General features: G+C 73.2%; 19 protein-coding genes. 5 read left to right on the top strand and 14 right to left on the bottom strand.

Annotation, left to right across the window (positions count from 1 at the left end; genetic code table 11):
• The first annotated feature begins 144 nt into the window (after positions 1 to 144).
• The gene (locus ACZ3ZE_RS08065) at positions 145 to 1,269 is read left to right on the top strand and encodes an aryl-sulfate sulfotransferase (RefSeq protein ID WP_361630610.1); all 1,125 of its coding nucleotides are present in this window, start codon (positions 145 to 147) and stop codon (positions 1,267 to 1,269) included.
• Positions 1,266 to 2,591: a uracil-xanthine permease family protein gene (locus ACZ3ZE_RS08070; protein WP_361630607.1), complete on the top strand. Its 1,326-nt coding sequence runs from the start codon at positions 1,266 to 1,268 to the stop codon at positions 2,589 to 2,591. Before ACZ3ZE_RS08065 ends, ACZ3ZE_RS08070 begins: the two co-directional genes overlap by 4 nt.
• Before the next feature lie 68 nt (positions 2,592 to 2,659).
• On the opposite strand, the gene ACZ3ZE_RS08075 is transcribed toward ACZ3ZE_RS08070, so the two are convergent.
• The 13 genes from ACZ3ZE_RS08075 to ACZ3ZE_RS08135 all read right to left on the bottom strand — a co-directional run bounded on the left by ACZ3ZE_RS08075 (position 2,660) and on the right by ACZ3ZE_RS08135 (position 18,692).
• A complete protein-coding gene (locus ACZ3ZE_RS08075) occupies positions 2,660 to 4,057 on the bottom strand; it encodes an APC family permease (protein WP_361173412.1) in 1,398 nt (465 codons plus the stop codon).
• A gap of 324 nt (positions 4,058 to 4,381) precedes the next feature.
• Entirely contained in the window at positions 4,382 to 5,236 is an 855-nt protein-coding gene (locus tag ACZ3ZE_RS08080) for an ABC transporter permease (protein WP_361173409.1), read from the bottom strand.
• Entirely contained in the window at positions 5,233 to 6,327 is a 1,095-nt protein-coding gene (locus tag ACZ3ZE_RS08085; RefSeq protein ID WP_467257965.1) for an ABC transporter ATP-binding protein, read from the bottom strand. The genes ACZ3ZE_RS08080 and ACZ3ZE_RS08085 overlap by 4 nt, the downstream gene beginning before the upstream one ends.
• A 164-nt stretch (positions 6,328 to 6,491) precedes the next feature.
• On the bottom strand, positions 6,492 to 6,647 hold the full coding sequence (locus ACZ3ZE_RS08090; RefSeq protein ID WP_165962041.1) for a VenA family class IV lanthipeptide: 156 nt from the start codon (positions 6,645 to 6,647) through the stop codon (positions 6,492 to 6,494).
• Between the two features lie 50 nt (positions 6,648 to 6,697).
• Complete coding sequence (gene lanL / locus ACZ3ZE_RS08095) at positions 6,698 to 9,373, bottom strand: class IV lanthionine synthetase LanL (protein ID WP_467257967.1); 2,676 nt, start codon at positions 9,371 to 9,373, stop codon at positions 6,698 to 6,700.
• A gap of 179 nt (positions 9,374 to 9,552) precedes the next feature.
• Entirely contained in the window at positions 9,553 to 11,007 is a 1,455-nt protein-coding gene (locus ACZ3ZE_RS08100) for a carboxylesterase/lipase family protein (protein ID WP_467257969.1), read from the bottom strand.
• Entirely contained in the window at positions 11,004 to 12,029 is a 1,026-nt protein-coding gene (locus ACZ3ZE_RS08105; protein ID WP_361173396.1) for an alpha/beta hydrolase, read from the bottom strand. The genes ACZ3ZE_RS08100 and ACZ3ZE_RS08105 overlap by 4 nt, the downstream gene beginning before the upstream one ends.
• 10 nt (positions 12,030 to 12,039) lie before the next feature.
• Positions 12,040 to 13,386 carry an esterase/lipase family protein gene (locus ACZ3ZE_RS08110; protein WP_361173393.1) on the bottom strand — a complete coding sequence of 449 codons (1,347 nt, stop codon included), beginning with the start codon at positions 13,384 to 13,386 and terminating at the stop codon, positions 12,040 to 12,042.
• Between the two features lie 247 nt (positions 13,387 to 13,633).
• Positions 13,634 to 14,446: a hypothetical protein gene (locus tag ACZ3ZE_RS08115; protein ID WP_442304789.1), complete on the bottom strand. Its 813-nt coding sequence runs from the start codon at positions 14,444 to 14,446 to the stop codon at positions 13,634 to 13,636.
• Positions 14,447 to 14,530: 84 nt separating this feature from the next.
• A complete protein-coding gene (locus tag ACZ3ZE_RS08120) occupies positions 14,531 to 15,205 on the bottom strand; it encodes a LamG domain-containing protein (RefSeq protein ID WP_361173387.1) in 675 nt (224 codons plus the stop codon).
• Between the two features lie 163 nt (positions 15,206 to 15,368).
• On the bottom strand, positions 15,369 to 16,352 hold the full coding sequence (locus ACZ3ZE_RS08125; RefSeq protein WP_467257972.1) for a hypothetical protein: 984 nt from the start codon (positions 16,350 to 16,352) through the stop codon (positions 15,369 to 15,371).
• Between the two features lie 193 nt (positions 16,353 to 16,545).
• Positions 16,546 to 17,865 (bottom strand): HAMP domain-containing sensor histidine kinase, encoded by a 1,320-nt coding sequence (locus ACZ3ZE_RS08130; protein WP_361173381.1) that lies wholly within the window; start codon positions 17,863 to 17,865, stop codon positions 16,546 to 16,548.
• A 122-nt stretch (positions 17,866 to 17,987) separates the two neighbouring features.
• A complete protein-coding gene (locus tag ACZ3ZE_RS08135; RefSeq protein ID WP_361173378.1) occupies positions 17,988 to 18,692 on the bottom strand; it encodes a response regulator transcription factor in 705 nt (234 codons plus the stop codon).
• 72 nt (positions 18,693 to 18,764) lie between these two features.
• Here ACZ3ZE_RS08135 and ACZ3ZE_RS08140 point away from each other — a divergent pair, with 72 nt between their 5' ends.
• Both ACZ3ZE_RS08140 and ACZ3ZE_RS08145 read left to right on the top strand, forming a co-directional pair.
• Positions 18,765 to 19,967 carry a UDP-N-acetylglucosamine--N-acetylmuramyl-(pentapeptide) pyrophosphoryl-undecaprenol N-acetylglucosamine transferase gene (locus ACZ3ZE_RS08140; protein ID WP_361173375.1) on the top strand — a complete coding sequence of 401 codons (1,203 nt, stop codon included), beginning with the start codon at positions 18,765 to 18,767 and terminating at the stop codon, positions 19,965 to 19,967.
• A complete protein-coding gene (locus ACZ3ZE_RS08145) occupies positions 19,964 to 20,977 on the top strand; it encodes an SDR family NAD(P)-dependent oxidoreductase (protein WP_442304791.1) in 1,014 nt (337 codons plus the stop codon). Before ACZ3ZE_RS08140 ends, ACZ3ZE_RS08145 begins: the two co-directional genes overlap by 4 nt.
• Positions 20,978 to 21,105: 128 nt before the next feature.
• Here ACZ3ZE_RS08145 and ACZ3ZE_RS08150 read toward each other — a convergent pair whose 3' ends face one another.
• A complete protein-coding gene (locus tag ACZ3ZE_RS08150; protein WP_467257975.1) occupies positions 21,106 to 22,581 on the bottom strand; it encodes a non-reducing end alpha-L-arabinofuranosidase family hydrolase in 1,476 nt (491 codons plus the stop codon).
• Positions 22,582 to 22,908: 327 nt separating this feature from the next.
• Here ACZ3ZE_RS08150 and ACZ3ZE_RS08155 point away from each other — a divergent pair, with 327 nt between their 5' ends.
• Positions 22,909 to 23,922: a LacI family DNA-binding transcriptional regulator gene (locus tag ACZ3ZE_RS08155; protein ID WP_361173365.1), complete on the top strand. Its 1,014-nt coding sequence runs from the start codon at positions 22,909 to 22,911 to the stop codon at positions 23,920 to 23,922.
• Positions 23,923 to 24,076: the final 154 nt, after the last annotated feature.

The following is a 24,076-nucleotide window of genomic DNA, read 5'->3' on the forward strand; positions in this document are numbered from 1 at the left end:
GCCAGACGGCACCCTACGCCGCCCCCGACGCCACCCACGGGACGGTTTCGCACTCCTGACACACGCCCGTCACACTCCACCTCTAACGTCAAAGTCCGTTGCTCACATCAAAGAAACTTTGACGCCTTGGAGGCGAGCCCCGCCATGCCCGTGGTCGACCAGAACTCCCGCCGCCGACGCCCCACCGGCCTGATCGCCCTCGACGAGGAGGCCGCGTACCCCGGCTACACGCTCTACGCCCCGCTCACCGGCACCGGCCAGGTGCACCTCGTCGACCTGCGCGGGCGCCCCGTCCACCGCTGGGACCTCCCCTACCGCCCCGGCCGCCACGCCCGGCTGCTCGCCGACGGGACCCTCGCCTACAACGGCGTACTCCCCGGCGAGGAGGCCCTGTTCCCGATGTGGCACAAGTACCGGGGCGGCGTCATGCTCAAGGCGGCGCCCGACGGCACCGTGCTGCGCGAGCACCGCGACCCCCTCCAGCACCACGACGCCCACCACCTCGACGACGGACGCATCCTCTACACGGCCCTCGAACCCCTGACGGGCGAGGGGGCCGCGGCGGTACGGGGCGGCGTCCCCGGCTCCGAGGCCGCCGGCGGCACGGTCTGGGCCGACACGATCCGCGAGGTCGGCCCTGACGGCGAACTCCTGTGGTCCTGGCGCGCCGCGGAGCACCTCGACCCCGCGGAGTTCCCGCTGCACGAGGCCTACGCGCGGGAACACTGGCCGCTGATCAACAGCGTCACCCCGCTCCGCGACGGCACCGTCCTCGCCAGCCTGCGCAGCGTCTCGGCCGTCGTCGTCATCAGCCGCGAGACCGGCGAGATCCTGTGGCGCACCAGCCCCGGCACCGTCAGCCAGCAGCACGCGCCCACCGAACTGGCCGACGGCCGGCTGCTCGTCTTCGACAACGGCGTCTTCCGGCCCGGCCACGACGTCCCGTACTCCCGGGTCGTCGAGATCGACCGGACCGGCGGCGACGTCGTCTGGGAGTACCACGACCCGGCCCGCGAGTTCTTCTTCGCGCCGTTCATGGGCTCCGCGCAGCGCCTGCCCAACGGCAACACCCTCGTCACCGACTCCCCGTCCGGGCGCCTCTTCGAGGTGACGAAGGACGGCTACCTGTGCTGGGAGTACGTCGTCCCGCACTTCGCCGGGTACGAGGAACAGGAGGTCCGGGGCCTCTTCCCGGCCGAGCCCAACGCCGTCTTCCGCGCCTACCGTTACGCCGCCGAGGAGATCCCGTGGCTGGAGGCGACGGCATGACACGCACCGCGCTTCCCGACGCCGGCCCCGACGCCGCCGACTCCCCGGTGCCGCCCCACCGGCTGCTGCCGCTCGCCGCCCAGCACGTCCTCGCGATGATCGCCGCCCCGGTCTCCACCGTCTTCCTCGTCTCCGGCACCCTGCGCCTGGCCCCCGGCGCCACCGCCTCGCTGCTCAGCGCCGTCCTGCTGCTGTGCGGCGCGGGCGCCCTGCTCCAGTCCCTCGGCGTCTGGCGGATCGGCGGCCGGCTGCCGTTCGTCATGCTGCCGGGCGGCGCGGCGACCGCGCTGTTCCTCCAGATCGCCCAGGACCACGGCGCCCCCACCGCGGCCGGCTCCGTCCTCCTCGCGGCGGCCCTGCTCGTGGCCGTGCTCCCCCTGTACGGGCGGATCGTGCGGCTCTTCCCGCCCCTGGTCATGGGCGTGACCGTGCTGCTCATCGGCATCGCGATGATCCGCGTCGCCGCCCGGCTCGTCACCGGCCCCGACGGCACCGGCGAACCGCGCGCCGTCCTCCTCGCCGCCCTCACCGTCGCCGCGACCGTCACCGCGTACGTGCTCCTGCGCGGCGTCTGGCGCCAGACCGCCGTCCTCACCGGCATGGCCACCGGAACCCTCGTCGCCGTCGTCACCGGCCTCGGCACCTTCACGCCCGCCGCGGGCACCGGCTTCGCGCTGCCCGCCCTCCTGCCGTACGGCACACCCCGGTTCGACCTGGTCGCCGCCCTGCCGCTGCTGGTGTTCAGCCTCACCACACTGGCCGAGATCACCGGCCAGACCGTCCTCAACAGCGAGACCGTCGGCCGCACCCCGGACCCGGGCCGGGACGTCCCCCGCGTCGCCCGCGCCGACGCCCTCGTCTCCCTGGCCGGCGGCCTGTTCGGCACCTCCCTCATGGTCACCAGCGCCGAGAACATCGGCATCGGCCGCCTCACCGGCGTCCGCAGCCGCTACGTCACGGCCGCCGCCGGCGCCCTCCTGATCGCCCTCGGCGTGGCCACCCCGGTCTCCCGCGCCCTCGCCGGCATCCCCGAGGCCGTCGTGGGCGGTTCCGCGCTCGTCGTCTACGCCGTCATCGCCGTGATGGGCGTCGAGATGCTCCGCCGTGCCGACCTGTCCAGCACCGGAACCGGTTCCCTGATCGCCGCACTCGCGCTCACCATGGGCCTGCTCCCCCTCCTCACCCCCGACCTGTACACGGGCTTCCCCGCCTGGGCCCGCACCATCCTGAGCAGCGGCGTCGTCGCCGGCACCCTCACCGCCGTCCTCCTCACCGCCACCTTGGGGCGCTTCGGCCGACGAGACGGCCCGTCCGGGCCATGAGGCCGGACGGGCTGACGCCGAAGGCCGGGGCGGCTGGCGCCGTCCCGGCCTTCGGGGGCCTCGGGAGGTCAGAGCTGCTCGTCCTCCGGGATGCTGACCAGCCAGCGGGTGTCCCGCCGGGGGCGCAGGTACAGGGCCCAGTAGAGGGTGGCGGCGGCCGTGATGCCGCCGGTCCACGCCAGGTACTTGCCGTCCTGCATGTACAGGACGTACGCGAGGACGCCGATGAGCAGGACCGGCACGGCCGGCCACAGCGGCATGCGCCAGGCCGCGATCTCGCGGTGCGCGCCCCGGCGGCTGAACAGGGCGGCCACGGCGACCAGCAGGTACATGCCGGTGACGGAGACGCCGGTGACGCCGTACAGGGTGTCGAGGTTCACGAAGCACAGGGCCGCGCCCGGGACGCCGACGGCCAGGGTGGCCACCCACGGGGAGCCGAAGCGGCCGAGCCGGGACAGGGCGTTGTTGACGGGCTCCGGCCAGGCCTTGTCGCGGGCGGAGGCGAACAGGACGCGCGAGTTCTGGATGACCATGACGATGCCGGCGTTGATGATCGCCAGGGCGACGCAGAGGCTGATGAAGGTGCCGACGGCCGAGTTGGACCAGGCGGCGATCATGCCGCTGATGTCTCCGCCGGTGAGGGTCTCCAGGTCGCCGGCGCCGAGCGTGATCGCGACGACGGGCACCAGGATCACGGCGGTGGAGATGGCGAGCGTGGCGAGCACGGTGCGGGCCACGGTGCGGCGCGGGTTCTCCAGCTCCTCGGAGAGGTAGACGGCCGTCGAGAAGCCCTGGGTGACGAAGAGCGCGATGGCGAGGCCGGAGACCACCATGGCGCCGGTGACGAGCGAGTGTCCACCGCCGGCGGACGCGACCTGGCCGTGGACCAGGGCGCCGACGCCCCGCTGGGAGTGGGAGAAGCCGAGGATCGCGACGATGCCGGCGGCGACGACCTCCAGGACGAGGAAGATGCCGGTGATCCAGGCGTTGGCCCGCAGGTCGAGCAGACCGGCGAGGGTGGCGAGGACCATGACGCCGGCACCGGCCAGCGGGGCCGGGATGTGCACCAGGGGCGCGAGGTAGTCGGCGGTCCCCATGGCGATCACCGGTGGCACGATCATCACGACCAGCAGGGACAGCACGAAGACCAGCCAGCCGGCCAGGCGGCCCGCGAGGGTGGAGACGATGGCGTACTCGCCGCCCGCGCTCGGGATCAGGGTGCCGAGCTCGGAGTAGCAGAACGCCACGCCGATACAGAGCAGCGAGCCGATGGCGATGGTGAGGGCCGCGTACGTGCCGACGCCGTCGAACAGGTCCGGGACGACCACGAAGAGGGTCGAGGCGGGTGTCACGCACGACAGCGTGAGCAGGGTGCCGCCCACGACACCGATGGAGCGCTTGAGCTTCTGCGGCACGGGGCCGGTCTGGGGGGCCAACGCGTGCGGTGCGCTGAGGGTGTCCGTCATCAGGCGGTTCCGATCGGTGCGAGCGGTGTATCTGAACGGGAGCGGTATCGCCTCCGAGGCGTCCGGTGTCAGTGGGGTCCGTGGCTCCCGGCCTGAATGGAAGCTCGGGCGGAACCGCAGGTCAATGCCCCTCCCGCTGCGGAATCCGTTGTTCCAGGATGCCGGGACGCGGCCCGAGGGCGCTAGGAACGCGATAAGACGCCGTAAACACTCCGTGCGGGAACCGCAGCGGTCCGACCAGGACTTTTCCCGCGCTTTACCCCCGCACGCCCGCGCGGCCCGCCGGTGGGGCGGGCCGCGCGGGCGCCGGGGAGAGGGTGCTGGTCACTCCGGTCGGCTGAAGCGGCGGGCGGCCCACAGCAGGGTCAGGCCTCCGACGGCGAGGAGCAGCCCGGCCTCCAGGAGCAGCGGGGGCTGCCGGCCCGCCCATTCGATGCCGCCGACGGCCGCCTGGTCCGGGACCCGCAGGGAGATGCAGCGCCGCAGCAGGTCCACCCCGTACGCGAGCGGGTTCACGTCGGCGAGGGCGCGCGCCCAGCCCGGCATGGACTCCAGCGGGAAGAAGGCGCCGGAGAGGAACAGCAGCGGCATCATCAGCAGGCTGAGGAGCGTGTGGAACAGCTCGGGGCTGCGCAGCGTCACCGACAGCGCCAGGGTCAGGCTGGTGAGGGCGAACGAGGCCAGGAGCATGCCGCCGAGGAGCAGCAGGAGGAGCACCGGGTCGTACGGCAGGCCGACCGCGCCGGCCAGGCTGAGCAGGACGGCACCTTGCACGGCGGCGACGAGGGTGCCGCCCGCGCAGCTGCCGAGGAGCAGGGTGGAGCGGCTGACGGGCGCCATCAGGAGCTCGCGCAGGTAGCCGCTCTGCCGGTCGGTGATCAGCCGGATCCCCACCATGATGGCCGGGGTCTGCACCGTCATCATGAGCATGCCGGGGAAGAGGTACGTCTGGTAGCCGGTGCCCAGTGAGGCGGCGGGGATGAGGGCGGCGAGCCCGCCGCCGAGCGCGAAGAGGTAGAGCACCGGCTGCAGCAGGACCAGCGCGGTGTGGGAGCGCTGGCAGGCCAGGCGCAGCAGATCGCGGTGGACCAGGGCGTGGATCGCCCGCAGTTCGTGCCGCAGCCGGGGCGCCCGCCCCCGCTCGGTGGCCTCGGGCGCCTGGAGGGTGAGGGCGGTCATCGGCCGCCTCCGATCGCGGCGGGGGTGGTGGTGATGCTGCGGCCGGTGTGGTGGAAGAAGACGTCGTCGAGCGTGGGCGGGGTGGCGGAGGCGGCGTGCACCGCGATGCCGTGCGCCTCCAGCGCGGCGCACAGACGCGGGATCCACGCGCTGCCGTCGGGCACCCGCAGCCACGTGCCGTCGGCGTCCACGGTGACGGGGCGGTCCGGCGGCGCCGCCTGGGCGACGACCTTCCGCGCCCGCCTGTCGTCGCTGGTGCGCAGCACCACCCGGTCGTCGCCGATCTCCGCCTTGAGCCCGTGCGGCGTGCCCTGGGCGACCAGTCGGCCCCCGTCGATGATCGCGATCCGGTCGCAGTTCTCCGCCTCCTCCAGGTAGTGGGTGGTGACGAAGAGGGTGCTGCCGAGCCGGTCGCGCAGGGCCCGCAGGTGCTCCCAGATCTCGGCGCGGGCGTGCGGGTCGAGCCCGGTCGTCGGCTCGTCCAGGAACAGCACGCTCGGGGAGTGCAGCAACTGGCGGGCGATCTCCAGGCGTCGCCGCATGCCGCCCGACAGGGCGCGTACGGGGAACCGCCGCCGGTCGGTCAGTCCGGCGGGTTCGAGCACCTCGGCGGTCCGCCTGCGCACGTCGCGGCGGGGCAGCCCGTACAGGCGGGCGTGGATGCGCAGGTTCTGCTCGACGGTCAGGTCCGGGTCGAGGGCGCTGTGCTGGAAGAGGATGCCGACCTGGCGCCTGACGTCGTGCGGCCGGGTCGCCACGTCGAAGCCGGCCACGGTGGCGTGACCGGAGGTGGGGCGGGCGAGGGCGCACAGGAGGGCGATGGTGGTGGACTTGCCGGCGCCGTTGGGGCCGAGGAAGGCGAAGGTCTCGCCCCGGCGCACGTCGAGGTCGAGGCCGCGGACCGCGTCGACGGTGGTGCCGTCCGGGCCCGGGTAGCTCTTCACCAGACCGCGCGTGCTGATCGCGTATCCGGGGTCGGGGCCGGGGTCGGAGTCGGGGTCGTGCGGGGACTCCCCCTCGCGGGGGCCGGTGACCTCGGCGGTCAGGAGGGCGGCTGCGGCGAGTGCGTCGTCACCTGCGGATGGCTGCATGGGGTCTCGTCCCTCGTCCTCTTCCTCGTCCACTTCCGCGCGTCGTCTTCCGCGCCGTCTCCGCGTTGTCTCCGCGTTGTCTTCCGCGTCGTCCGCACGGAGCCGGAGCCCGCTCCGGCCGGCGGCTGCCTCGGGGCAACCACCGGCCGGGGGGTGCTTCGGTGTTACGCGCAGCTGATACCGATACAGATGGTGTTGAGGAGCGTCAGCAGGCCGACGCACGCGCACGTTCCGCTGAACGAGTCGCCGTCGACGCCGACCGGGTCGGTCTCCGGAAGGGCGTGCAGGTGGGCCAGCAGCTCGAGGTCCTGGTTCTCCATGACAATCTCCTTCTCTTGTGTGACACGTTGGCGGCAGAGACTCCTGCCGCTCAGACCGGCTGCTGGACCATCCAGTGCCGGGGCTCTGTGTGGCGGATCCTCAGGAGGAACGCCAGGATTCCCGCCGATCCGTCGCTCCAGCTCGTCGAGACGTCCCCGTACTCGTTGGGGAAGACGACGTGGCTGCCGCGGTGGGACCGTTCGGAGACGATGAGGCGGGCCAGCTCCTCGGCCCGCGCCCGGTGGGCGGGGTCGCCGGTGGCCTCGGCCATGTCGAGGAGGAAGTCGCCGTTGCCCGCCAGTCCGTGGCATTGGGTGACGGCGGCGCGGGAGGCGCGCTCGACCACGGCCCGGGTGCCGCCGACGGCGAGGTCACGGAACCGTTCGTCGCCGGTCGCCCGCCACAGCCGCACGAGGAACGAGCCGATGCCGGCGGAGCCGTGGCACCAGTACGGTGCCGTCGGCACGTCCGTGGCCTGGGCCGGCCACTGGGCCGCGTCGCCGACCGTGACGGCGTGCGTCACGAGCAGCTCGCCTGCCGCCAGGGCCAGGTCCCGGTGTTCCGGGTTCTTGGTGACGGCGGCGGCCTCCAGGAGGAAGCAGCCGATGCCGGCGGTGCCGTGGGCGAAGCCCAGGTAGCGCTTGCCGGCCTCCTCGACCACGGCCTCGGCGGGCACCGGCCAGCTCACCCCGGACGGCTCGCGCCGGGCCGCGGCGGCCAGCCGGTCGGCGGCGTCGGCGACCCGCTCGGCGAAGCGTGGATCGCCGGTGCGGTGCCACAGGTGGACGGCGGCCATTCCGCTGCCCGCCGAGCCGTGGGTGATGTCGTGGCTGGGCGTCGACTCCTGCGGCGCGAGGGCCAGGGCCAGGGCGTGGTCGATGAGCGCGCGGTCGTCGACGGCGCGCCCGGCGTCGTACAGCGCCCAGGCCGTGCCGCGACCGCCGAAGTGCAGGCCGGGCCGGGTGGAGCGGGTGTCGGTGCGGTCCGCGATCCAGCGGCCCGCGGTGGCGATCAGCTCCGGGAGGCGGGGGTCGGCGGTGAGCTCGAAGTAGCGCGTCAGGACGGACAGCACACCGGCCGCGCCCTGCTGCACGATGCAGGCGTCGGTCTCCCCGGCCTTGACGGAAACGGGCCACAGCCGCAGGTCGTCGTCGGGTGTCATGGAGTCGATGAGGTGCTCCACGATGCCGGCCACGGCCACGTCGATCGGGTCGGTGTCGGAGCCGGAGCCGGTGCCGGTGCCGGTGCGCGCCGCTCCCGTACGGGCCGCCTTCGGGCCGCTGAGCGCGTCCCGCGCCCGGGCCGGGTCCCAGCGCGCGGCGGGGTCGTCCTTCATCAGCCCGAGGATCATCGCGCGCAGGCCGTCCGGCAGGTCCAGGGGGGCGGCGCAGGCGTCCAGCCACTCGCCGAGCCGGTCCTCCGCGGGCCGGGTGGCGGGCTTCTCCTCCAGCAGGGCCGGCACCTTGCCGGTCAGGACGAAGCACAGGGTCGCGCCGAGGCTGTAGTAGTCGCCGGTCGGGGAGACGGGTGCGTCCACCAGGCGCTCGGGGGGACTGAAGCCAGGCGTGCCGACGCGGGTCGGGAGGGCGACGTCGTCGGCGAGGACGGCGAGCTCCAGGTCGATGAGGCGCAGGGCGCCGTCGGGGCGGACCATCACGTTGGCGGGGGTGAAGTCGCGCAGCACGCAGCCTCGGGCGTGGGCCGCCTCGACGAGGTCCACCAGGCGTCCGGCCTGGGCCAGCGCGTCGGCGCGGTAGCGCTCGGCGCCGCTGTCGCGGAAGTGCTCGGCGACCCAGTTGCGCAGGGGGATCCCCGGCACCTCCTCCTGGGCCAGGAACAGGTGCCCGCCGTGCTCGAACATCGCGAGCGGCTCCGGTGCGAGCCCCGTGCCCTTGAGCTTCTCCAGGGTGCGGGCCTCGGTGCGCAGCCAGTCGCGGACGTCGTTGCCGGAGGCGTCGGCCTCCACGTGGGGCCGGGTCTCCTTGATCACGACCGGGGCGCCGGTCTCGACGTCGGTGCCTCGGTAGACGCCGCCCTTGTTGGTGTGGCGGATCGCCTCCCGCACCGAGAACCGGCCGCCGAGGAGCACGGGACGCCGGGGCGTCTCCGTCCTGGGCGGTGCGACGGGCACGGAGTCGGGGAAGGGGCTGACCGCCCACGCCGGCGGCGCGTACTGGCCGGTCCGCTTGTCCTCCACGGGGTTGCCGTCGGGGTCCTCGATGTACCAGACCATCAGCCCCTCGTCCGAGAGGCGCCGCCGCCCGACGAAGGCGCCGTAGCGGTAGTGCACCAGGCTGTTGGGGGCGTAGGGCTGGTCGGACAGGATGCGGGGTCCCGCCAGTCCCTCGGTCGCCGTGTGGAGGTCCTGCGCGAGGCGGGCCGCGTCGGCGTCGGAGGCCGGGTAGACCGTGATGAACTTGCCCGAGCTCCCGCGGGGTGTGGCACGGGTGTTGAGGGCGCCCACCTGCTCCACCGAACGGGCGAACTTGAACGCCGAGCCGTCCTTGAGCAGGACGTCCAGGGCCTTCTCCAGCACCGCCGGGGCGGAGGCGGCCGTCGCCGACACGTGCAGCTTCCAGCCCTGGGCCGGCCCGGTCCCGGAGCGTGGCGCCACCCGGCACCAGCTCTCGTTCGACTCGGTGGCCCAGCGCTCGCCCGCCCCCTTGGCGCGGAGTGCGCCATGGAGCAGGGCTTCCAGCTCGGACTCGGTGACTTGGGTCGTCATGCCCATCCCTCTCAACGGGTGAGAACCGCTGGGAGGGAGCGTGCCCCGACGTCATAGTCCTATCAACACACACGCCGTCGGATTCACTTGATTCGGCGAGCGCACGGGTCCGTTGTGCCACCTTGTGGCGCGACCGCGCGGAGAAGGCGTGCGGCCGCGCACGACGGGGCGCATTCGTGTCAGCGCACGCTGTCCCACAGCCTCCGTTCGTGGGCTCGCGGATCGCTGACCTGGGCCGGGCCCGGCATCGTGAAGTCCATCGTCGTACGGGTCGCGGGTTCGTACGACTGCCAGCCGGGGTCGCCCGTCTTCGCGAAGGACACCCACGCCCCGTGCAGGGCGTCCGCGAGCGCCTGCGGCGGGTCGGTGCCGAGCAGGGGGGCGTAGGCCGGGTCGTGGAGGCGGTCGAAGACGAAGGGGAGTTCCAGGGCGTGGCAGGCGCCGAGCGCCCCGTCGAAGCGGGGGGAGCGCCAGGAGAACTCGTACAGGTACGAGCCGGGGACCGCCTCGGCGAGCCGGACGGCCGGCATGCGGTAGAACCAGTCGGTGGCCACCGCGTCGAGGAGTTCGCCCGGCGTGGCGCCGGGCCGGGCGGCCGCGTAGACGGGGAGGGCCTCGGCCGGGTCGAGGCCGTAGGCGGCGGTGAGGGCGTCGAGGGTGGCGGCGGGGACGAGGTCCAGGCGCCCGGTCGGGACGAGGAAGAGGCGGTACTCCTCGCGGTTGCTGCCGATGAGCAGGTCGATCCCGCAGTCGGGTCCGGGGAGGGCGAGGCCGGGCGCCACCGGCTCGAACGGCATCATGTTGAGTGCGGCCTCGCCCCAGAGCGCCGGGTCGGGGCGCGCGTTCAGCTCGCCGCGCAACTCGGCCTGCACGGGCAGGAGTTCGGGTAGCTGGACGGCGGCGAAGGCCTCTGGGGTCGGGTCGATGCCGAGCTTCGCCGCCAGCCGGGCGGTGACCAGTTCGGCGGAGGCCGGGCGCAGGAAGTGGTGGCAGGCACCGGACTGCAGGATCGCCCTCCGGAACAGCCCCCGGGCCGCCGGGTCGGCCAGGAGCACGCCGATGCTCATCGCGCCGGCCGACTCGCCGAAGACGGTCACCCGTTCGGGGTCGCCGCCGAACGTGTCGATGTTCTCCTGGATCCAGCGCAGGGCGGCGATCTGATCGAGCAGGCCGCGGTTGTCGGGGCGGCCGGGCAGGCGCAGGAAGCCGTCGGCGCCCAGTCGGTAGTTGAGGGTGACGCAGACGACGCCGTCGCGTGCGAAGGCGCCGCCGTCGTACGCGGACACCGAGCCCGCACCGTTGGTGAACGCTCCGCCGTGCAACCACACCATCACCGGCAGCCCGGCGCCCCGCTCGGGGGCCGGCGTCCAGATGTTGAGGTTGAGGCACTCCTCCCCCTCGGTGACGTCGTCCGGGATGAGGGCGTCGAACGGGGGCGCGTAGGGGGCGTGCGGCACCGTCGGGCCGTACGCCGTGGCGTCGCGGACGCCCGTCCAGGGCTCGGGCGGGGCCGGCGCGCGGAACCGCAGGTCGCCGAAGGGCGGGGCGGCGTACGGGATGCCGAGGAACGAGGTCACTCCGTCGGGCAGGGCGCGGCCTCGGACCGCGCCCTGCCGGGTGGTGCGTACGGTCATGCCGTCAGGACCTCGATCAGCGCGGCGCCGAACTCCTCGGGGCGTTCCAGGTGGACCGAGTGCCCGGCACCGGAGACGGCGACCTCCCGCACCGTCCCGCCCGCCGCCGCGTACCGGTCGAGGACGTGCCGCGTCTGCGCGACCATCGGCTGCGCCGGGGTCCCGTCCCACCCCGGTACGGCGCCGACCGCGCCGAGGTGCGCCAGGTCGAACAGCGAGGTGTCGGCGACGATGACGTCGTCCTCGCCGCGTATCCACAGGATCGGCGGCTTGGGGCCGATCAGGTGCAGGTCGTCGACGCGGAAGTGGGTCGGGGCGAGACAGTTGAGCACCCCTCGGGTGCCGGGCGCGATGCCGGGCCAGGCCTCGGACGGCTTGCTGTCACCCGGATAGTGGTCGTCGCCGGTGCGGGTGGTGAGCATGGCCTCGACGTACGCGTCCTCGTGCGCGGGGCGCAGCGGCGGCTTGACGTAGCAGGTGGCGAGGACGGAACGCGGGGAGAGCGGGGAGTCCTCGCCGCGGTCGCCCTCGGCGAGCAGGCGCACGAACTCGGGGTTGGCGGTGCCGCCGCCCGACCCGGCGCCGTCGGCGGAGTTGAGGACGCCGTCCACGCCGCGCGTGCCGCCGAAGCCGTACGGGGAGACCGGGCTGACCAGGGTCAGCGAGCGGACCGCGGCCGGGTGGTCGCGGAGGAACTGCATCACCACGCCGCCGCCCATGGACCAGCCGACCAGGTGCGCCCGGTCGACCCCGAGCGCCTCCAGGAGCGCGGCGAGGTCGTCGGCGTAGTCGCGGACGCCCCGGGTGGCGTCGACGGGCAGCGGGTCGGTGCCGCCGAAGCCGCGCAGGTCGACGGCGATGGGGCGGTAGCGGTCGGGCAGCGTGGTCAGGGTGGTGTGCCAGAACGCGGAGGAGGAGACGTTGCCGTGGACGAAGAGGACGACCTCGCCCTCGTCGCGGACGTCGGTGATCCGCTGGGTCAGCCGGGCGGTGGCGACGTGGCGGGTGCGGAGCGTGTTCATGTCGGGTCCTTCAGGACAGCCAGGTGGCGATCTGGGCGGCGGCCGAGCTGTTCCAGCCCAGTTCGAGGTGGTTGGCGCTCGCCACGGTGGCCTTGCCGCCGACCGTGGGGATGCCGGTGGTGTCGAGCGCGCTGGCGGTGAAGACGACACCGTCGCTGGGGCCGCGGTTCTCGTTGAAGATGCCGACGATGTCGGCGGACCCGCCGGCCAGCAGGTACGTGGTGACGGCGGCGGGTACGCCGGCGCTGTGCAGCGGCGCGATGAGCGACCCGGCGTCGATGGCGGCCTGGATGCCGCCGCCCGCGGTGTAGTAGCCCTGGCCGCCGTAGTAGGTCGTGTACCAGTCCTGGGCGGCGCCGTCGACTCCGTACGTGCCGTCCCAGCGGGCCAGCATCTGCCGCTGGCCGGGATAGTTGTCCTGGCCGCCGGTGGGGGTGAACGAGAACTCCGGGTGGGCGGTGTACAGGCCGTAGCAGGTCATGTGGGAGTGGGGGGAGGGTGCGTTGATCTTGCCGCCGCACTCGGGCCAGATGGAGAAGTCGTGGGCCCAGCCGTGGGCGTAGGGGTAGTCGTAGCCGCCGTTCGGACCGCCGACGGTGACGAGCCGGCGTACGTCACCGGCGTACGCGCGTCCCCAGCTCGGCTTCACGGACGACACGTACGCCCGGGTCGACATCTGGCCCTTGCTCCAGCCGACCAGGTCCACCTGGGCGACGCCCAGCCGGGCCTTGATGAGGGCGATGGCGTCGCCGACGACCTGGGCCTGCATGAGGTTGTCGCCCTGCTTGTGCGCGAAGCCGACGGCGAAGACCCGGTGGCCGCGCGCGGACAGGTACTGCATGAGACCGGTGGACGGGCAGGTGAGGGCGCCACAGCCGTAGCCGCCGGACTCGCCGGGGTTGGCCCAGGCGCGGTCCGCGGTGTCGTTCGCGCCGTGCACGAGGAGCACGGGCGTGGTGCGGCTGCCGGTGTCCCAGCCGGGGGCGGAGTAGAGGAGGAACTTGCCGGAGGAGGGCCGGGCGACGCCGCCGAAGTAGGTGACGCGCACCCCGTCCTGGTCACCGCGGCCGTCCGCCGGGAAGCCCTCGGTGCGGAATCCGGCGGTCGTGTCGGCGTAGCGCTCGACCTTGGTCCAGCCGTTGGTGACGGTCCCCGCTCCGTAGCTCGCTTCGAGGCTGAGGTACGAGGGCGGCGCGGCGGTGGCGCCCACCGCCCGCGCGCTGTCGGTGGCGCCCCTCTCCTGCCCGCTGGCAGTGGCGGGCGGCACCACGAGGGCCGCCGTGACGACCCCCGCCACCGCCATGATCCGAGCGGCCCGCGCCCGCCAGCCCCGCCCCCGGCTCCGTCTTCCGGCCATGTTCCGGCCTCTTCCCCACTCGTGCGCCCTCAGCGCGTCCGCCCGATGCCGTCCCGGCACCGAGTGAGCACACGCTAGGCGGGCGGGGCGACCCCATGGCATGGAGCCGCCCCACACAAAGAGGGCCGCACACATGGCGGCCCTCTCCACATCGGGCTGTCCCGGGCTCTCGGCGGGGCTGTCCCCGTGCCGCCCGGCCTCGCATCGGGCCATCGGGCGATCGGACCGTCCGGCCGCCCGGGAACGCTCACCACCGCCACCACCATCCGGGCCGCCGCCCCGTCATCACGCGCCAGCGCTCACGCTCCGCCTCCCAGGCGGTGTCGGCGTGCAGCAGCCGCTCGTCCTCGCGCTGGGCCTCGATCAGCTCCTCGCGGGCCGCCTCGGCGGCGAGGACCTTCTCGGCCGTGTCCGCGCGGATCTCCTCGATCCGCCGCTCGATCCCGTCGGCCTCTTCCAGGCGGCGGACGTGAGCGACGCGCTCTTCCTGGATCCGGTTGTGGATCCGGTCCCCCAGCTCCTGGACGGCGTACTCCTTGAACCGCTGCCGCGGGAACTTCGCGGAGTACCGGCGCCCGTCGGGCTGGAGGAGGCGGAGGTAGGAGAAGTCCCGGCCCGGTACGAACTCGACCTGGAGCCCCGCGAGCGGCAGCGTCCGTTCGACCTCGGCGGTCCCCTCCTGTCCCTCCTCGCGCTCCTTGAGCAACAGCACGGCTCGCTCGTGCAGCCAGAGCTCGCCCATGGCCGGCTCCCACGCGTCACCGCGCCGCTCGCGCAGGAGGTCGTCCCGCTTCCTGGCGAGCTCACGGCACTGCCGCTCACCGCGCTTGGAGATCTCGTCGACCCGCCGCTCGGCGCGGCCCGCCTGCTCCCGGTGCGACCCCTCTATCCGCCGCTTGGCCCGCCGCACCGCCCCGAGCGCCCTCCGCCGGTCCCCGTACGCCGCACCGAACGCGTACTCCCACTCGGCGGGCCGGCAGGGGTACAGCAGGAACTGGCGAACCACCAGCAGCGCTCCCGCCCCCACGACCACCACCGACCAGGCGACCGCCACACCCACCGGCTTCCCCTCCCTGTCGACGTCCCGCGCCCAGTGTCCAGGCTGTCCGGCCGGTCCGCTGTTCGTTCGGGGAATCCGCCGGGCTCACCACCTGCGGCGGTACACCCGCAGGTCGCTGACCTCGTACGACATCTCGGTGGTCTCCGCGTCGGGGGCGGGGTGGTAGCGCCCGGCGCAGACCGAGAGATTGACGATCAGATAGGCGTGCCAGCCGCGGCCGACGCCCCGGCCGTCGTCGAAGATCTCGTCGCCGTCGAGGGACCAGGTCACGGAGCGGGCGCCGAACTCGACGCGCAGTCCGATCCAGGCGCCCGGGCGCACGGCGGAGGAGCGGTGATAGCGGTTGGCGTGGCGGACGTGGTTGGTCAGTTCCAGAAGGTCGGGGTTGTCGGGGTGGTACTCGAAGACGTCGACCTCCTGGCCTCCGTCACGCCAGGTCCAGATCGCGGGCCAGGCTCCCATCTCCTCGGGAAGCCGGACACGGGCCTCCAGCGTGTCCCCCGTACGGAGCTCGAAGCCGTCCCGGCTGCCCTCCGTGGTGAGCAGCCCGGCGTCCCAGAGACCGTCGCGCCGCCGGGTGGCCCGGAAGCGTCCCGTACGGCTGTACGCCGGGTCGTCGACGAGGTGGTCCAGCTTGTTGTCGCCGGGGTTGACCGGGCCTCCGTTGGGATAGGCCCAGCTGCGGCCCGCGACCCATTGGTCCTGCGAGGTGAAGTCCGCGGTGAAGACCGGCTCTTCTGCCGGCGGCCAGGTGGACATACGCGCTCCTCACGTCTGCGGATGTCGAGATGCCTTCGGCTGTTGTGCCCACCCTCACCGCCCCGATGCGGAATCCTCCACTCCTGTCCGGAAGTCGCCAAACGACGCGGTCCTGGCCGCCGGGCGAGCCGGTCGGTAGCGCCGACCGGCTGTCCGTAGTCCGTCAGGTACGGGTCGGGGCCGGGCAGGAGCCCGGGGCGGGGACGGGCAGCCTGGCGCCGGGCGCGTACGGGTCGAACGACGCGCCGCCCTTCGCTCGCGCCTGCTCCTTCGCCTTGGCCGCGGCCTTGGAGAAGAGGGGATGGAGGTAGCCGTCGTCCGGGACGGCGCAGTCGTCGTTCGCGACCAGGTACGCGGCGGGGCCCAGGACGAGCTTCCGGTCCGGCCGCACCGTGAGGTCCAGCTGCCGCCGTACGACCACCCGGGCCGCTTCCTGCCGCCCGCGGGTGATCTCCCATCCGCCCTCGGTCTGGATGACGGCGTAGACGAAGGTGTAGTCGGTGTGCACCAGCAGCCCCCCGGCCGGTGCCGCCTCGTAGGTCATCGAGCCGCGGGCCCGGACGTCCTCCAGGACGAGGACCTCGGCGGGGTCGAAGCGGGTGAACGTCCTGAGGGGGTCGCGGCCCGGCCCGGGTCGGGTGAGCGCGTCCTCGGCGTCGCCACGGGCGTCGCCCGGGGCGAGCAGGGCGAGGGCCCGGTCGGGGCGGGCGCCGGTGACCGCCTCGTCGGAGGTGTGGGCCTCCCGCAGGAAGGTGCGGACGGTCTCCAGGTCCTGCGCGACCCGCTCTTCGCTCAGGTGCGCGACCGGCTCGGCCCGGGGCGGGTGGAGGCCGTCCGCCAGGTCGGCCCGCGGCCAGCCGGCCGCCGGGGAGTTGCGGAAGGGCAGGTGCTCGGTGACCGGCCACTCCGGAGGCCACATCGCCTCCTGGAGCAGCCCCGGCGCGAACGGCTCGTTCGCCGGCCGTTCCCCTTCGGTGACCTGGGCCAGCCAGAAGACGAACCCGCCGAGCACGAGCGCACCCGCCCCCGCCCAGAGCGTGAGTTTGCGGCGGCGCGCGACCCGGTCGAGGCGCAGCTTCTCCGCACGCTCCGGGTCGTCGCGCTCCGCGCGCAGACGGGCGGCGAATTCCGCCGGATCGATCGACATGCGTGTCCCTCCCCGCGCCGCCGGACGGCGACGCGGGCCAAGACTGTCATGCGCAGGTCGAAGCCTCAGCTGGGTTTTCCGATCATGCCGTCAGGAGCCGGCCGGAACGGGACGTACGAGGGTGTGGCGCGCCAGGCACCGACCCGCGCCACCTCCGCCGGGGCCGGCCGGCGCGAGCCGGGGTCAGCCGGGGTCAGCCGGGGAACGTCAGCCGGAACAGGGCGCCGCCGCCCGGGGCCCGCTCCGCCGTCAGTTCGGCGCCATGGGCCCGGGCGATCTGGAGGGCCATGGCCAGGCCGAGGCCCGATCCGGGAAGGGCGCGGGCCGTGGTGGCCCGGTAGAAGCGGTCGAAGACGTACGGGAGGTCCTCCTCGGCGATGCCCGGCCCGTGGTCGCGCACCGTCAGCTCATGCGCGTCGAGGCCGACCTGGACCGGCTGCCCCGGCGGGCTGAACTTGGCCGCGTTGTCGAGGAGGTTGCCGACGAGCCTGGTCAGACGGGCCGGCACGCCCGGTACGACCGGTGCGGCCGTGACCCGTACCTCGAAGGGGACGCCGGGCCAGTGGTCGCGGGCCGTGGACACGGTGTGTGCGAGGAGCGGAGCCAGGGCGACCTGTTCGAGCAGCGGCCGGGGCTCATCGTCCCTGGCCAACTCGATCAGGTCGGCGACCAGACCGTTCACCTCGCGCAGCAGCCGGTGCACGGCGGCCGAGGCCCGGTCGCGCTGAGCGGGGGTCAGCCGGTCGGCGCGGGTGAGCAGTTCGGCGTTGGTGCGCAGCGCGGTCAGCGGGGTGCGCAGTTCGTGCGAGGCGTCGGCGACCAGCCGGCGCCTCGCCATGACCGACTTCTCCAGCTCGTCCAGCATGACGTCGAAGCTGCCCGCGAGGCGCGTGATCTCGTCCTCGGGGGCGCCCTGCGGGCCGGGCGACGCCGCGCCGATCCGGTGGCGGGGGTCGCGGGTGGCGGCGATGCGCTCGGCGGTCGCCGTCAGCCGGGTCACCGGGGCGAGTCCGGTGCGGGCGACCCAGGATCCGAGGAAGCCCGCCGTCACCACGCCGATCGCGCAGGTGAGGGTCAGCAGCCGGGCGACCTGGTCCACCCCGCGCTCCACGGTGTCCGAACGGATCGCGACCTGGAGGGCACGGCCGGGGGCGAAGTCGGTGGTGAGCATACGGGCGGGCTGACCGGCCACGGTGACGTCGGAGTAGTACGGCCCGTGCCGACCGGCCGCCACCGCGCGGGCGGTGTCGGTGACCGGCAGGACGTACGGGCCCGCCGGGTCGTCCCGCCCGTCGGCGGGCACCACTTGGGCGCAGCCGGGCGCGGCGAGGAAGCGGCACTCCCCGGCGATGACGCCCGGCCCGGCCCCGCGGTTCCGCTGGGCGACGAGGCGGGCGTACTGGGTGAGGTTCAGTTCGAGCTGGTGGTCGAGCTGGGCCCGCACGATGAGGAAGGCCGCCACGCACATGCCGACGGCGACGACGGCGACGGCCGCGGTGGCGGCGAGCGCCATCCGGGTACGGAGCGGCCGGCGGCGGCGCCACGGCACCCCGCTCCGATGCCGCCCGTCCGACGCGCCCGGCCGCGCGCCGTTCTCCGGCTCCCCGCCCTCCCCCCTCTCCCCCCGGGGCGCCGTCACGCCGGCCCCAGCCGGTAGCCGACGCCGTGCACCGTTTGGACGAGCCGTGGTTCGCCGCCCGCCTCCAGCTTGCGGCGCAGGTAGCCGACGTACACCGCGAGGGAGTTGGACTCCGGGCCGAAGTCGCGTCCCCAGACGAGTTCGAGGATGAGCTCGCGGGGCAGCACCTGGCCGGGGTGGCGCAGCAGCAGTTCGAGGAGGGACGCCTCGGTCCGGCTGAACTCGAGCGACCGCTCGCCCCGGCGCCCGGTCCGCGTCTCGGGGTCGAGGGCCAGGTCCTCGTACTCCAGGAGCTCGGGGCCCGCGTCCGGCGCGGCCGGCGCGGGGTCGGCGCGGCGGAGCAGCGCCCGTACGCGCGCGAGGAGTTCGTCGAGGGCGAAGGGCTTGACGAGGTAGTCGTCCGCGCCCGCGTCGAGGCCGTCGACGCGTTCGCTGACCGAGTCCCGGGCGGTGAGCACGAGGATCGGCGTACGGTCGCCGGCCGCGCGCAGCCTGCGGCACACGGCGAGGCCGTCGATGCCCGGCATCATCACGTCGAGGACGACGGCGTCCGGCTCCCACAGCGCCACCGCGGACAGCGCGGCGAGGCCGTCGGGGGCGCCGCGCACCTCGTATCCCTCGACGGTCATTCCATCCTCGACGGCGGCCCGCACCTCGGGCTCGTCGTCGACCACCAGCACGCGGTACGCCTTCGACTCCATGTCCCGAATGATGCCAAAGCCGAGCGAACCCTCTCTTAGAACGTTCTTAGGGCGAGGCGTGAGAGTGCCGCCATGGACACACCACGCACCCGGCCGCCGCTCTCCGTGGTGATCGGCGCGGGCGGCACCGGGGGTCACATCTACCCGGGTCTCGCCCTCGCCGACGCCTTGCGCCGCGCGGCCCCCGGCGCCGCCGTCTCCTTCATCGGGACCGACCGCGGTCTGGAGGGACGGCTGATCCCGGACGCCGGATACCCGCTGCACCTCGTCGACATGATCCCGTTCGACCCCGGGCTCGGGGCGCGCCGCTTCCTGTTGCCGGCGGCGCTGCTGAAGTCCGCGGGGCAGGCCCGCGAGATCCTCCGCGCCCAGGGCGCGGAGGTCGTCGTCGGCATGGGCGGCTACCCCAGCGCTCCGGCCGTGCTCGGTGCACGGTTCGCCGGTCTGCCCGCGCTGATCCACGAGTCCAACGCGGTGCCGGGCCGGGCCAACCGGTTCGCGGCCCGGGTCACCCCCCATGTCGCGGTCGCGTTCGACGCGAGCCGGAGCCATCTGCACGGCGGGCAGAACGCCCGGACCACCGGCATGCCGATCGCGGCCGGGATCGCCGGAGTGGCCAGTCTCCCGGTCCGCTCCGCCGCCCGCGAGGCCCGTCGCGTCGAGGCCAGGCGGCGGCTCGGCGTGCCCGAGGGGCGACGGCTGATCGTCTTCAACGGGGGCAGCCTGGGCGCCGCACGCCTCACCGAGGCCGCGCTCGGCCTCGCCGAGCTGTGGCGCGACCGGGACGACGTCCACCTGGTCGTCAAGACCGGGCCCGCCGCCCTGGCCGACGCCCGGCTGCGGCTGACGGAGGGCGGCGGGGAGCGCGTCGCGCGGGCCGTGCCGTATCTGGACGCGATGGCCGAGGTGTACGCCGCGGCCGATCTGATGGTGTGCCGGGCGGGTTCCGCGACGGTCGCGGAACTCGCCGCCACCGGCGTCCCGGCCGTCCTCGTGCCCTACCCGTACGCCCCCGGAGACCACCAGACGCACAACGCGCGGGTCCTCACCGATCCGGGCGCCGGACTGCTGCTGCCGGACGCGGAGACCACCGCCGGCCGGCTGGCCTCGCTGATCGCCCCGCTGCTCGACGCGCCGGCCCGACTGGCCGCCATGGCCGGGGCCGCCGCGCCCGGGCCGCACGCCCACGCCGCCGACCTGCTCGCCGCCGAGGTGCTGCGCCTCGCCGGCCGTCCGCTTCCCCGTTCCCTCACCACCGCACTGGAGTTCATATGACCGGCACGCCGACCCCCGCCCCCTCCGTCTGGGAGGGCCGGACCGTCCTCGTCACCGGCGCCGAGGGCTTCATCGGATCGACCCTCGTGGACCTGCTCGTGGCACGGGGCGCCCGGGTCCGCGCCTTCGTGCACTACAAGCCGTACGGGGAGAAGGGCCATCTGGCGCGCTACCTGGGTGACGACCGGGTGGAGATGTGGGCGGGAGACGTCCGCGACCCGGGCCGGGTCGACGACGCCGTCGCCGGCTGCGACACCGTGTTCCACCTGGCGGCGCTGATCGGCATCCCGTACAGCTACGTGTCGCCGGGCGCGTACGTGCAGACGAACGTGACGGGCACCGAGCACGTCGCCGAGGCGTGCCGCCGCCACGGCGTCCGCCGTCTCGTCCACACCTCCACGAGCGAGGTCTACGGCACCGCCCTCACCGCCCCCATCGCGGAGTCGCACCCGCTGCAGCCGCAGTCGCCGTACTCCGCGTCGAAGATCGGCGCGGACATGATGGCCCTCTCCTTCCACCATGCCTTCGAGCTGCCGGTGACGGTGGTACGGCCCTTCAACACGTACGGACCGCGCCAGTCCGCACGCGCGGTCATCCCCACCATCCTCGCCCAACTGCACGCGGGCGCACGGGAGATCAAGCTGGGTTCGCTCACCCCCACCCGCGACTTCACCTATGTCACCGACACCGCGGAGGGCTTCCTGGCCGTCGCGGAGTGCGACCGCGCGCTCGGCCATGTGGTGAACCTCGGCACCGGCCGCGAGATCTCCGTCGGCGACCTCGCCCGGGCGCTCGTCACGGCCTCGGGCCGGGAAGCGGAGGTCGTCGTGGACCGAGCCCGACTGCGCCCGTCCGGCAGCGAGGTCGAACGGCTGCTCTCCGACAACACGCGCGCCCGCGACTGGGCCGGCTGGGAGCCTCGGGTCTCCCTCGAAGAGGGCCTGCGCCGCACCTCGGACTGGATCGCCGCCCATCCCCACCTGTTCGCGCCGGACCGCTACCAGGTCTGATCCGGTGGACGAACGCGCCGACGACGAGCAGCGCGCCGCGCCCTCCGCGCCCTGAACGGGCGGGCTCGGCCTTCCGCCGAGCCCGCCACGCCGGCTCCACTCCGGAGCGGGGCCCGTGTCCCAGGGCGTCAGCGCTGCAGTGTCAGCAGACCCGGCCGGTAGGGCCACACGCCGTAGTCGCCGCCGGAGTCGGGGCTACGCCCCTGGTAGAGGAACCGCAGGTTGCAGGGATCGACCGTAAAGGTCTGATCGGCGCCGGTGCGGATCAGTTCGCCATGGCTGATGTCGTTGGTCCAGGTGGCGCCGCTGTTGGCCTTGCCGGCGAAGGGGTTGCTCTCGGTCGCCGCCTGGGGTGTCCACGAGCCGTTCAGGCTGGTGGCCATGAACGAGCGGAAGTACCGGCCCTGTGAGCCGATCGCCTCGACGATCATGAGGTAGCGGTCCTGGCCCTGGAGCTTGTAGACCTGCGGGGCTTCGAACAGGTTGTTCGTCGTATCGCTCATGACCACGGTCGAGGTCGTGCCGAAACTGCCCGGGAAGTTCCCGATCGGCATACTGGCCCGGTAGATCTTGCCGTTGTCACCGGCGAAGAACAGGTACATGTTCGTCCCGTCACCGATGAGCGTCTGGTCGATGGGGCCCGTTCCGGAGCCGGCGATGCCGCCGGAGAAGAGCTCCTGCTCCGAGGACCAGCCGTTCGGGTTGGTGGGGTCGCTCGATGTCCGGTAGGAGAAGGCGGTCCTCCCCCACTGGTAGGCGAGCACCCAGATGTTCTTCGGCGCGAAGTAGAAGAGCGTGGGCGCGACAGTGGAACTCGACATCGCGGTCTGGCCGGCCGAGGCCATCTCCGACCAGTTGGTGAACGGGGTGAAGTTCATCGACCCCCAGCCCGCTCCCGTTCCCTCGGCGCCGTGCGTCGTCGCGTAGACGAGCTGCTTGCCGTTGTAGGGGGCGACGGTGAAGTCCTTGAGGGAGGCCCACCCCGGCTTGGGCTGCGCCAGCGCGCCCGTCGATGTCCAGCGGTACGTCGAGGGAAGAGCGCACGCGCCGGGGTTGCCGGCACTGACTTTGACGAGCTGCCACTGCTGGTTGGCGCCACCCCAGTCGTCGTACTGGACGATGTTGGCGTTGTCGGCGGTGGAGGCGCCCTGCACTTCGAGGGCCTTGTCGCTGTGGCGCGCGATGAGCCTGACGTAACCGTCCGAGCTGTCGGCCAGCCGCCACTGCTGGTTGGTGCCGTTCAGGTCGGCCCACTGGACGATCGAGCCGCCGTTGGCGGTGGAACTGTTGGAGACGTCCAGGACCTTGCCGGAGTGGCGGGACTTGATGCGGTAGTAGCCGCCGCCGGAGTCGACGAACTGCCACTGCTGCTGGTTCTGGTCGTTCCTGGCCCACTGGGTGATGCGGGCGCCGTCACCGGTCGCCAGGTTGTAGACGTCCAGGGCCTTGCCGCTGTTGCGGTTGACCAGCACGTACGAGGCGTTGGTGTCGACGGTCGCCGCACTGGCGGGCTGGGCGCTGAAGAAGGTGGCCAGGAGCAGCAAGGGCGTGAGGACGACGAGCAGACGCCTCAGGCGGACGGGTGGCCGATGGCGAAACGACATCAGACGAGCTCCTTCAGGGGGTGAGGGTGACCCCAGGGGACGCGGAGCGATCAGGGACGGGAGAGAGGTGAAGGCGGCCGCGCCTGCCGAAGTCGATGAGGCAGAGATGTTAGCGCTAACAACATGCTGCCGAAAATATTTCGAAATACTCTCGAATTCCGTGCTGCCACAAACTAGGAACACGAGGCCGCCCGGTCAAGACCTCTCACCGATTCATTTGAGAACAGCGGTCGTTCACCGCCTTGACAAGCACGTCAGCCGACCGGAAACTCGTCGAAAGTTTGCGATACACGCCGCCGGCCAAGGCGTCCGCGCAGAGGAGAGAAGTTGAGCGAGCAGCGTCCGACCCTGGCCGTCATCGCCGCGGAGGCAGGGGTCTCCCAGGCCACCGTGTCCAAGGTGATCAACGGACGCTCCGATGTCGCACCCTCGACACGGGAGCGGATCGAGGGCCTGCTGCGCTCTCACAACTACCTTCAGCCCGGCCGGCGGGGCAGGGCCCGTAGATCGGGCCTCGTCGACCTGATCATCGGAGGTCTGGACAGCGCGTGGGCGGTGGAGATACTGCGCGGCGTCGAGGCCGAGTGCGCCCAGCGGAGCGTCGGCACCGTCGTGTCACTCGTCCCGCCGGGCGAGGCCACGCCGTCCAGTTGGGCCGCACTGCCGGTCCTGCACCACAGCGACGGCGTCATCCTCGTCACCTCCTCCGTCACCCAGGCCCAGCGCGCCCAGGTCGAACGGGCGGGGGTGGCGCTGGTCGTCATCGACCCGATCGACCTGCCGGGCAACGGCGTGCCGAGCATCGGAGCGACCAACTGGGCGGGCGGCCTCGCCGCCACCGAGCACCTGCTGGAGCTGGGGCACCGCCGGATCGCCACGATCGGCGGACGCAGGGAGATGCACTGCAGCCAGGCCCGCATCGACGGGTACCGGACCGCCCTGGAGCGGGCCGGGATCGAGGTCGACCGCGACCTGATCAGGTTCGGCGACTTCCAGCACGAGGGCGGGTTCCAGAGCGCCCGGGAACTGCTCGCCCTCCCCGAGCCGCCGACCGCCGTCTTCGCCGGTAGCGACCAGCAGGCGATGGGCGTCTACGAAGCGGCCCGGCAGGCCGGACTGAGCATCCCGCAGGACCTCAGCGTGGTCGGCTTCGACGACCTGCCGATGTGCGAATGGCTGTCACCGCCACTGACGACGGTGCGCCAGCCGCTGGAGGAGATGGGCCGGCTCGCCGCCCGCACGCTGTTCCAGCTCCTGGAGGACCAGCCCCTGGTCAGCCCCCGGATGGAGCTCTCGACCGAACTCAAGGTCCGGCTCTCCACGGCCCCGCCCCGTCGCTAGGGCCTGCCGGTCAGACCGGGCTCGCGGCGCCTGGCACCGCGCTGATCACCGACATCCCCGAGACCTCCATAGGGGCGGTTCTTGTCGAAAATCTTTCGACAAGAACCGCCCTCGAAAAAGCCACTACCGGGCTGCTCCGAGAGTGAGGGTGTCG

It is taken from the genome of Streptomyces sp. NPDC023157 (genome assembly GCF_055560575.1).

Coding starts and splice junctions, on each gene's coding strand:
- ACZ3ZE_RS08110 (WP_361173393.1), bottom strand. CDS start 13,386: ATGGCCGGAAGACGGAGCCGGGGGCGGGGCTGGCGGGCGCGGGCCGCT.
- ACZ3ZE_RS08085 (WP_467257965.1), bottom strand. CDS start 6,327: ATGCAGCCATCCGCAGGTGACGACGCACTCGCCGCAGCCGCCCTCCTG.
- ACZ3ZE_RS08145 (WP_442304791.1), top strand. CDS start 19,964: ATGACCGGCACGCCGACCCCCGCCCCCTCCGTCTGGGAGGGCCGGACC.
- ACZ3ZE_RS08065 (WP_361630610.1), top strand. CDS start 145: ATGCCCGTGGTCGACCAGAACTCCCGCCGCCGACGCCCCACCGGCCTG.
- ACZ3ZE_RS08075 (WP_361173412.1), bottom strand. CDS start 4,057: ATGACGGACACCCTCAGCGCACCGCACGCGTTGGCCCCCCAGACCGGC.
- ACZ3ZE_RS08150 (WP_467257975.1), bottom strand. CDS start 22,581: ATGTCGTTTCGCCATCGGCCACCCGTCCGCCTGAGGCGTCTGCTCGTC.
- ACZ3ZE_RS08120 (WP_361173387.1), bottom strand. CDS start 15,205: ATGTCCACCTGGCCGCCGGCAGAAGAGCCGGTCTTCACCGCGGACTTC.
- ACZ3ZE_RS08130 (WP_361173381.1), bottom strand. CDS start 17,865: ATGGCGCTCGCCGCCACCGCGGCCGTCGCCGTCGTCGCCGTCGGCATG.
- ACZ3ZE_RS08125 (WP_467257972.1), bottom strand. CDS start 16,352: ATGTCGATCGATCCGGCGGAATTCGCCGCCCGTCTGCGCGCGGAGCGC.
- ACZ3ZE_RS08090 (WP_165962041.1), bottom strand. CDS start 6,647: ATGGAGAACCAGGACCTCGAGCTGCTGGCCCACCTGCACGCCCTTCCG.
- ACZ3ZE_RS08070 (WP_361630607.1), top strand. CDS start 1,266: ATGACACGCACCGCGCTTCCCGACGCCGGCCCCGACGCCGCCGACTCC.
- ACZ3ZE_RS08080 (WP_361173409.1), bottom strand. CDS start 5,236: ATGACCGCCCTCACCCTCCAGGCGCCCGAGGCCACCGAGCGGGGGCGG.
- ACZ3ZE_RS08105 (WP_361173396.1), bottom strand. CDS start 12,029: ATGAACACGCTCCGCACCCGCCACGTCGCCACCGCCCGGCTGACCCAG.
- lanL (WP_467257967.1), bottom strand. CDS start 9,373: ATGACGACCCAAGTCACCGAGTCCGAGCTGGAAGCCCTGCTCCATGGC.
- ACZ3ZE_RS08100 (WP_467257969.1), bottom strand. CDS start 11,007: ATGACCGTACGCACCACCCGGCAGGGCGCGGTCCGAGGCCGCGCCCTG.
- ACZ3ZE_RS08135 (WP_361173378.1), bottom strand. CDS start 18,692: ATGGAGTCGAAGGCGTACCGCGTGCTGGTGGTCGACGACGAGCCCGAG.
- ACZ3ZE_RS08140 (WP_361173375.1), top strand. CDS start 18,765: ATGGACACACCACGCACCCGGCCGCCGCTCTCCGTGGTGATCGGCGCG.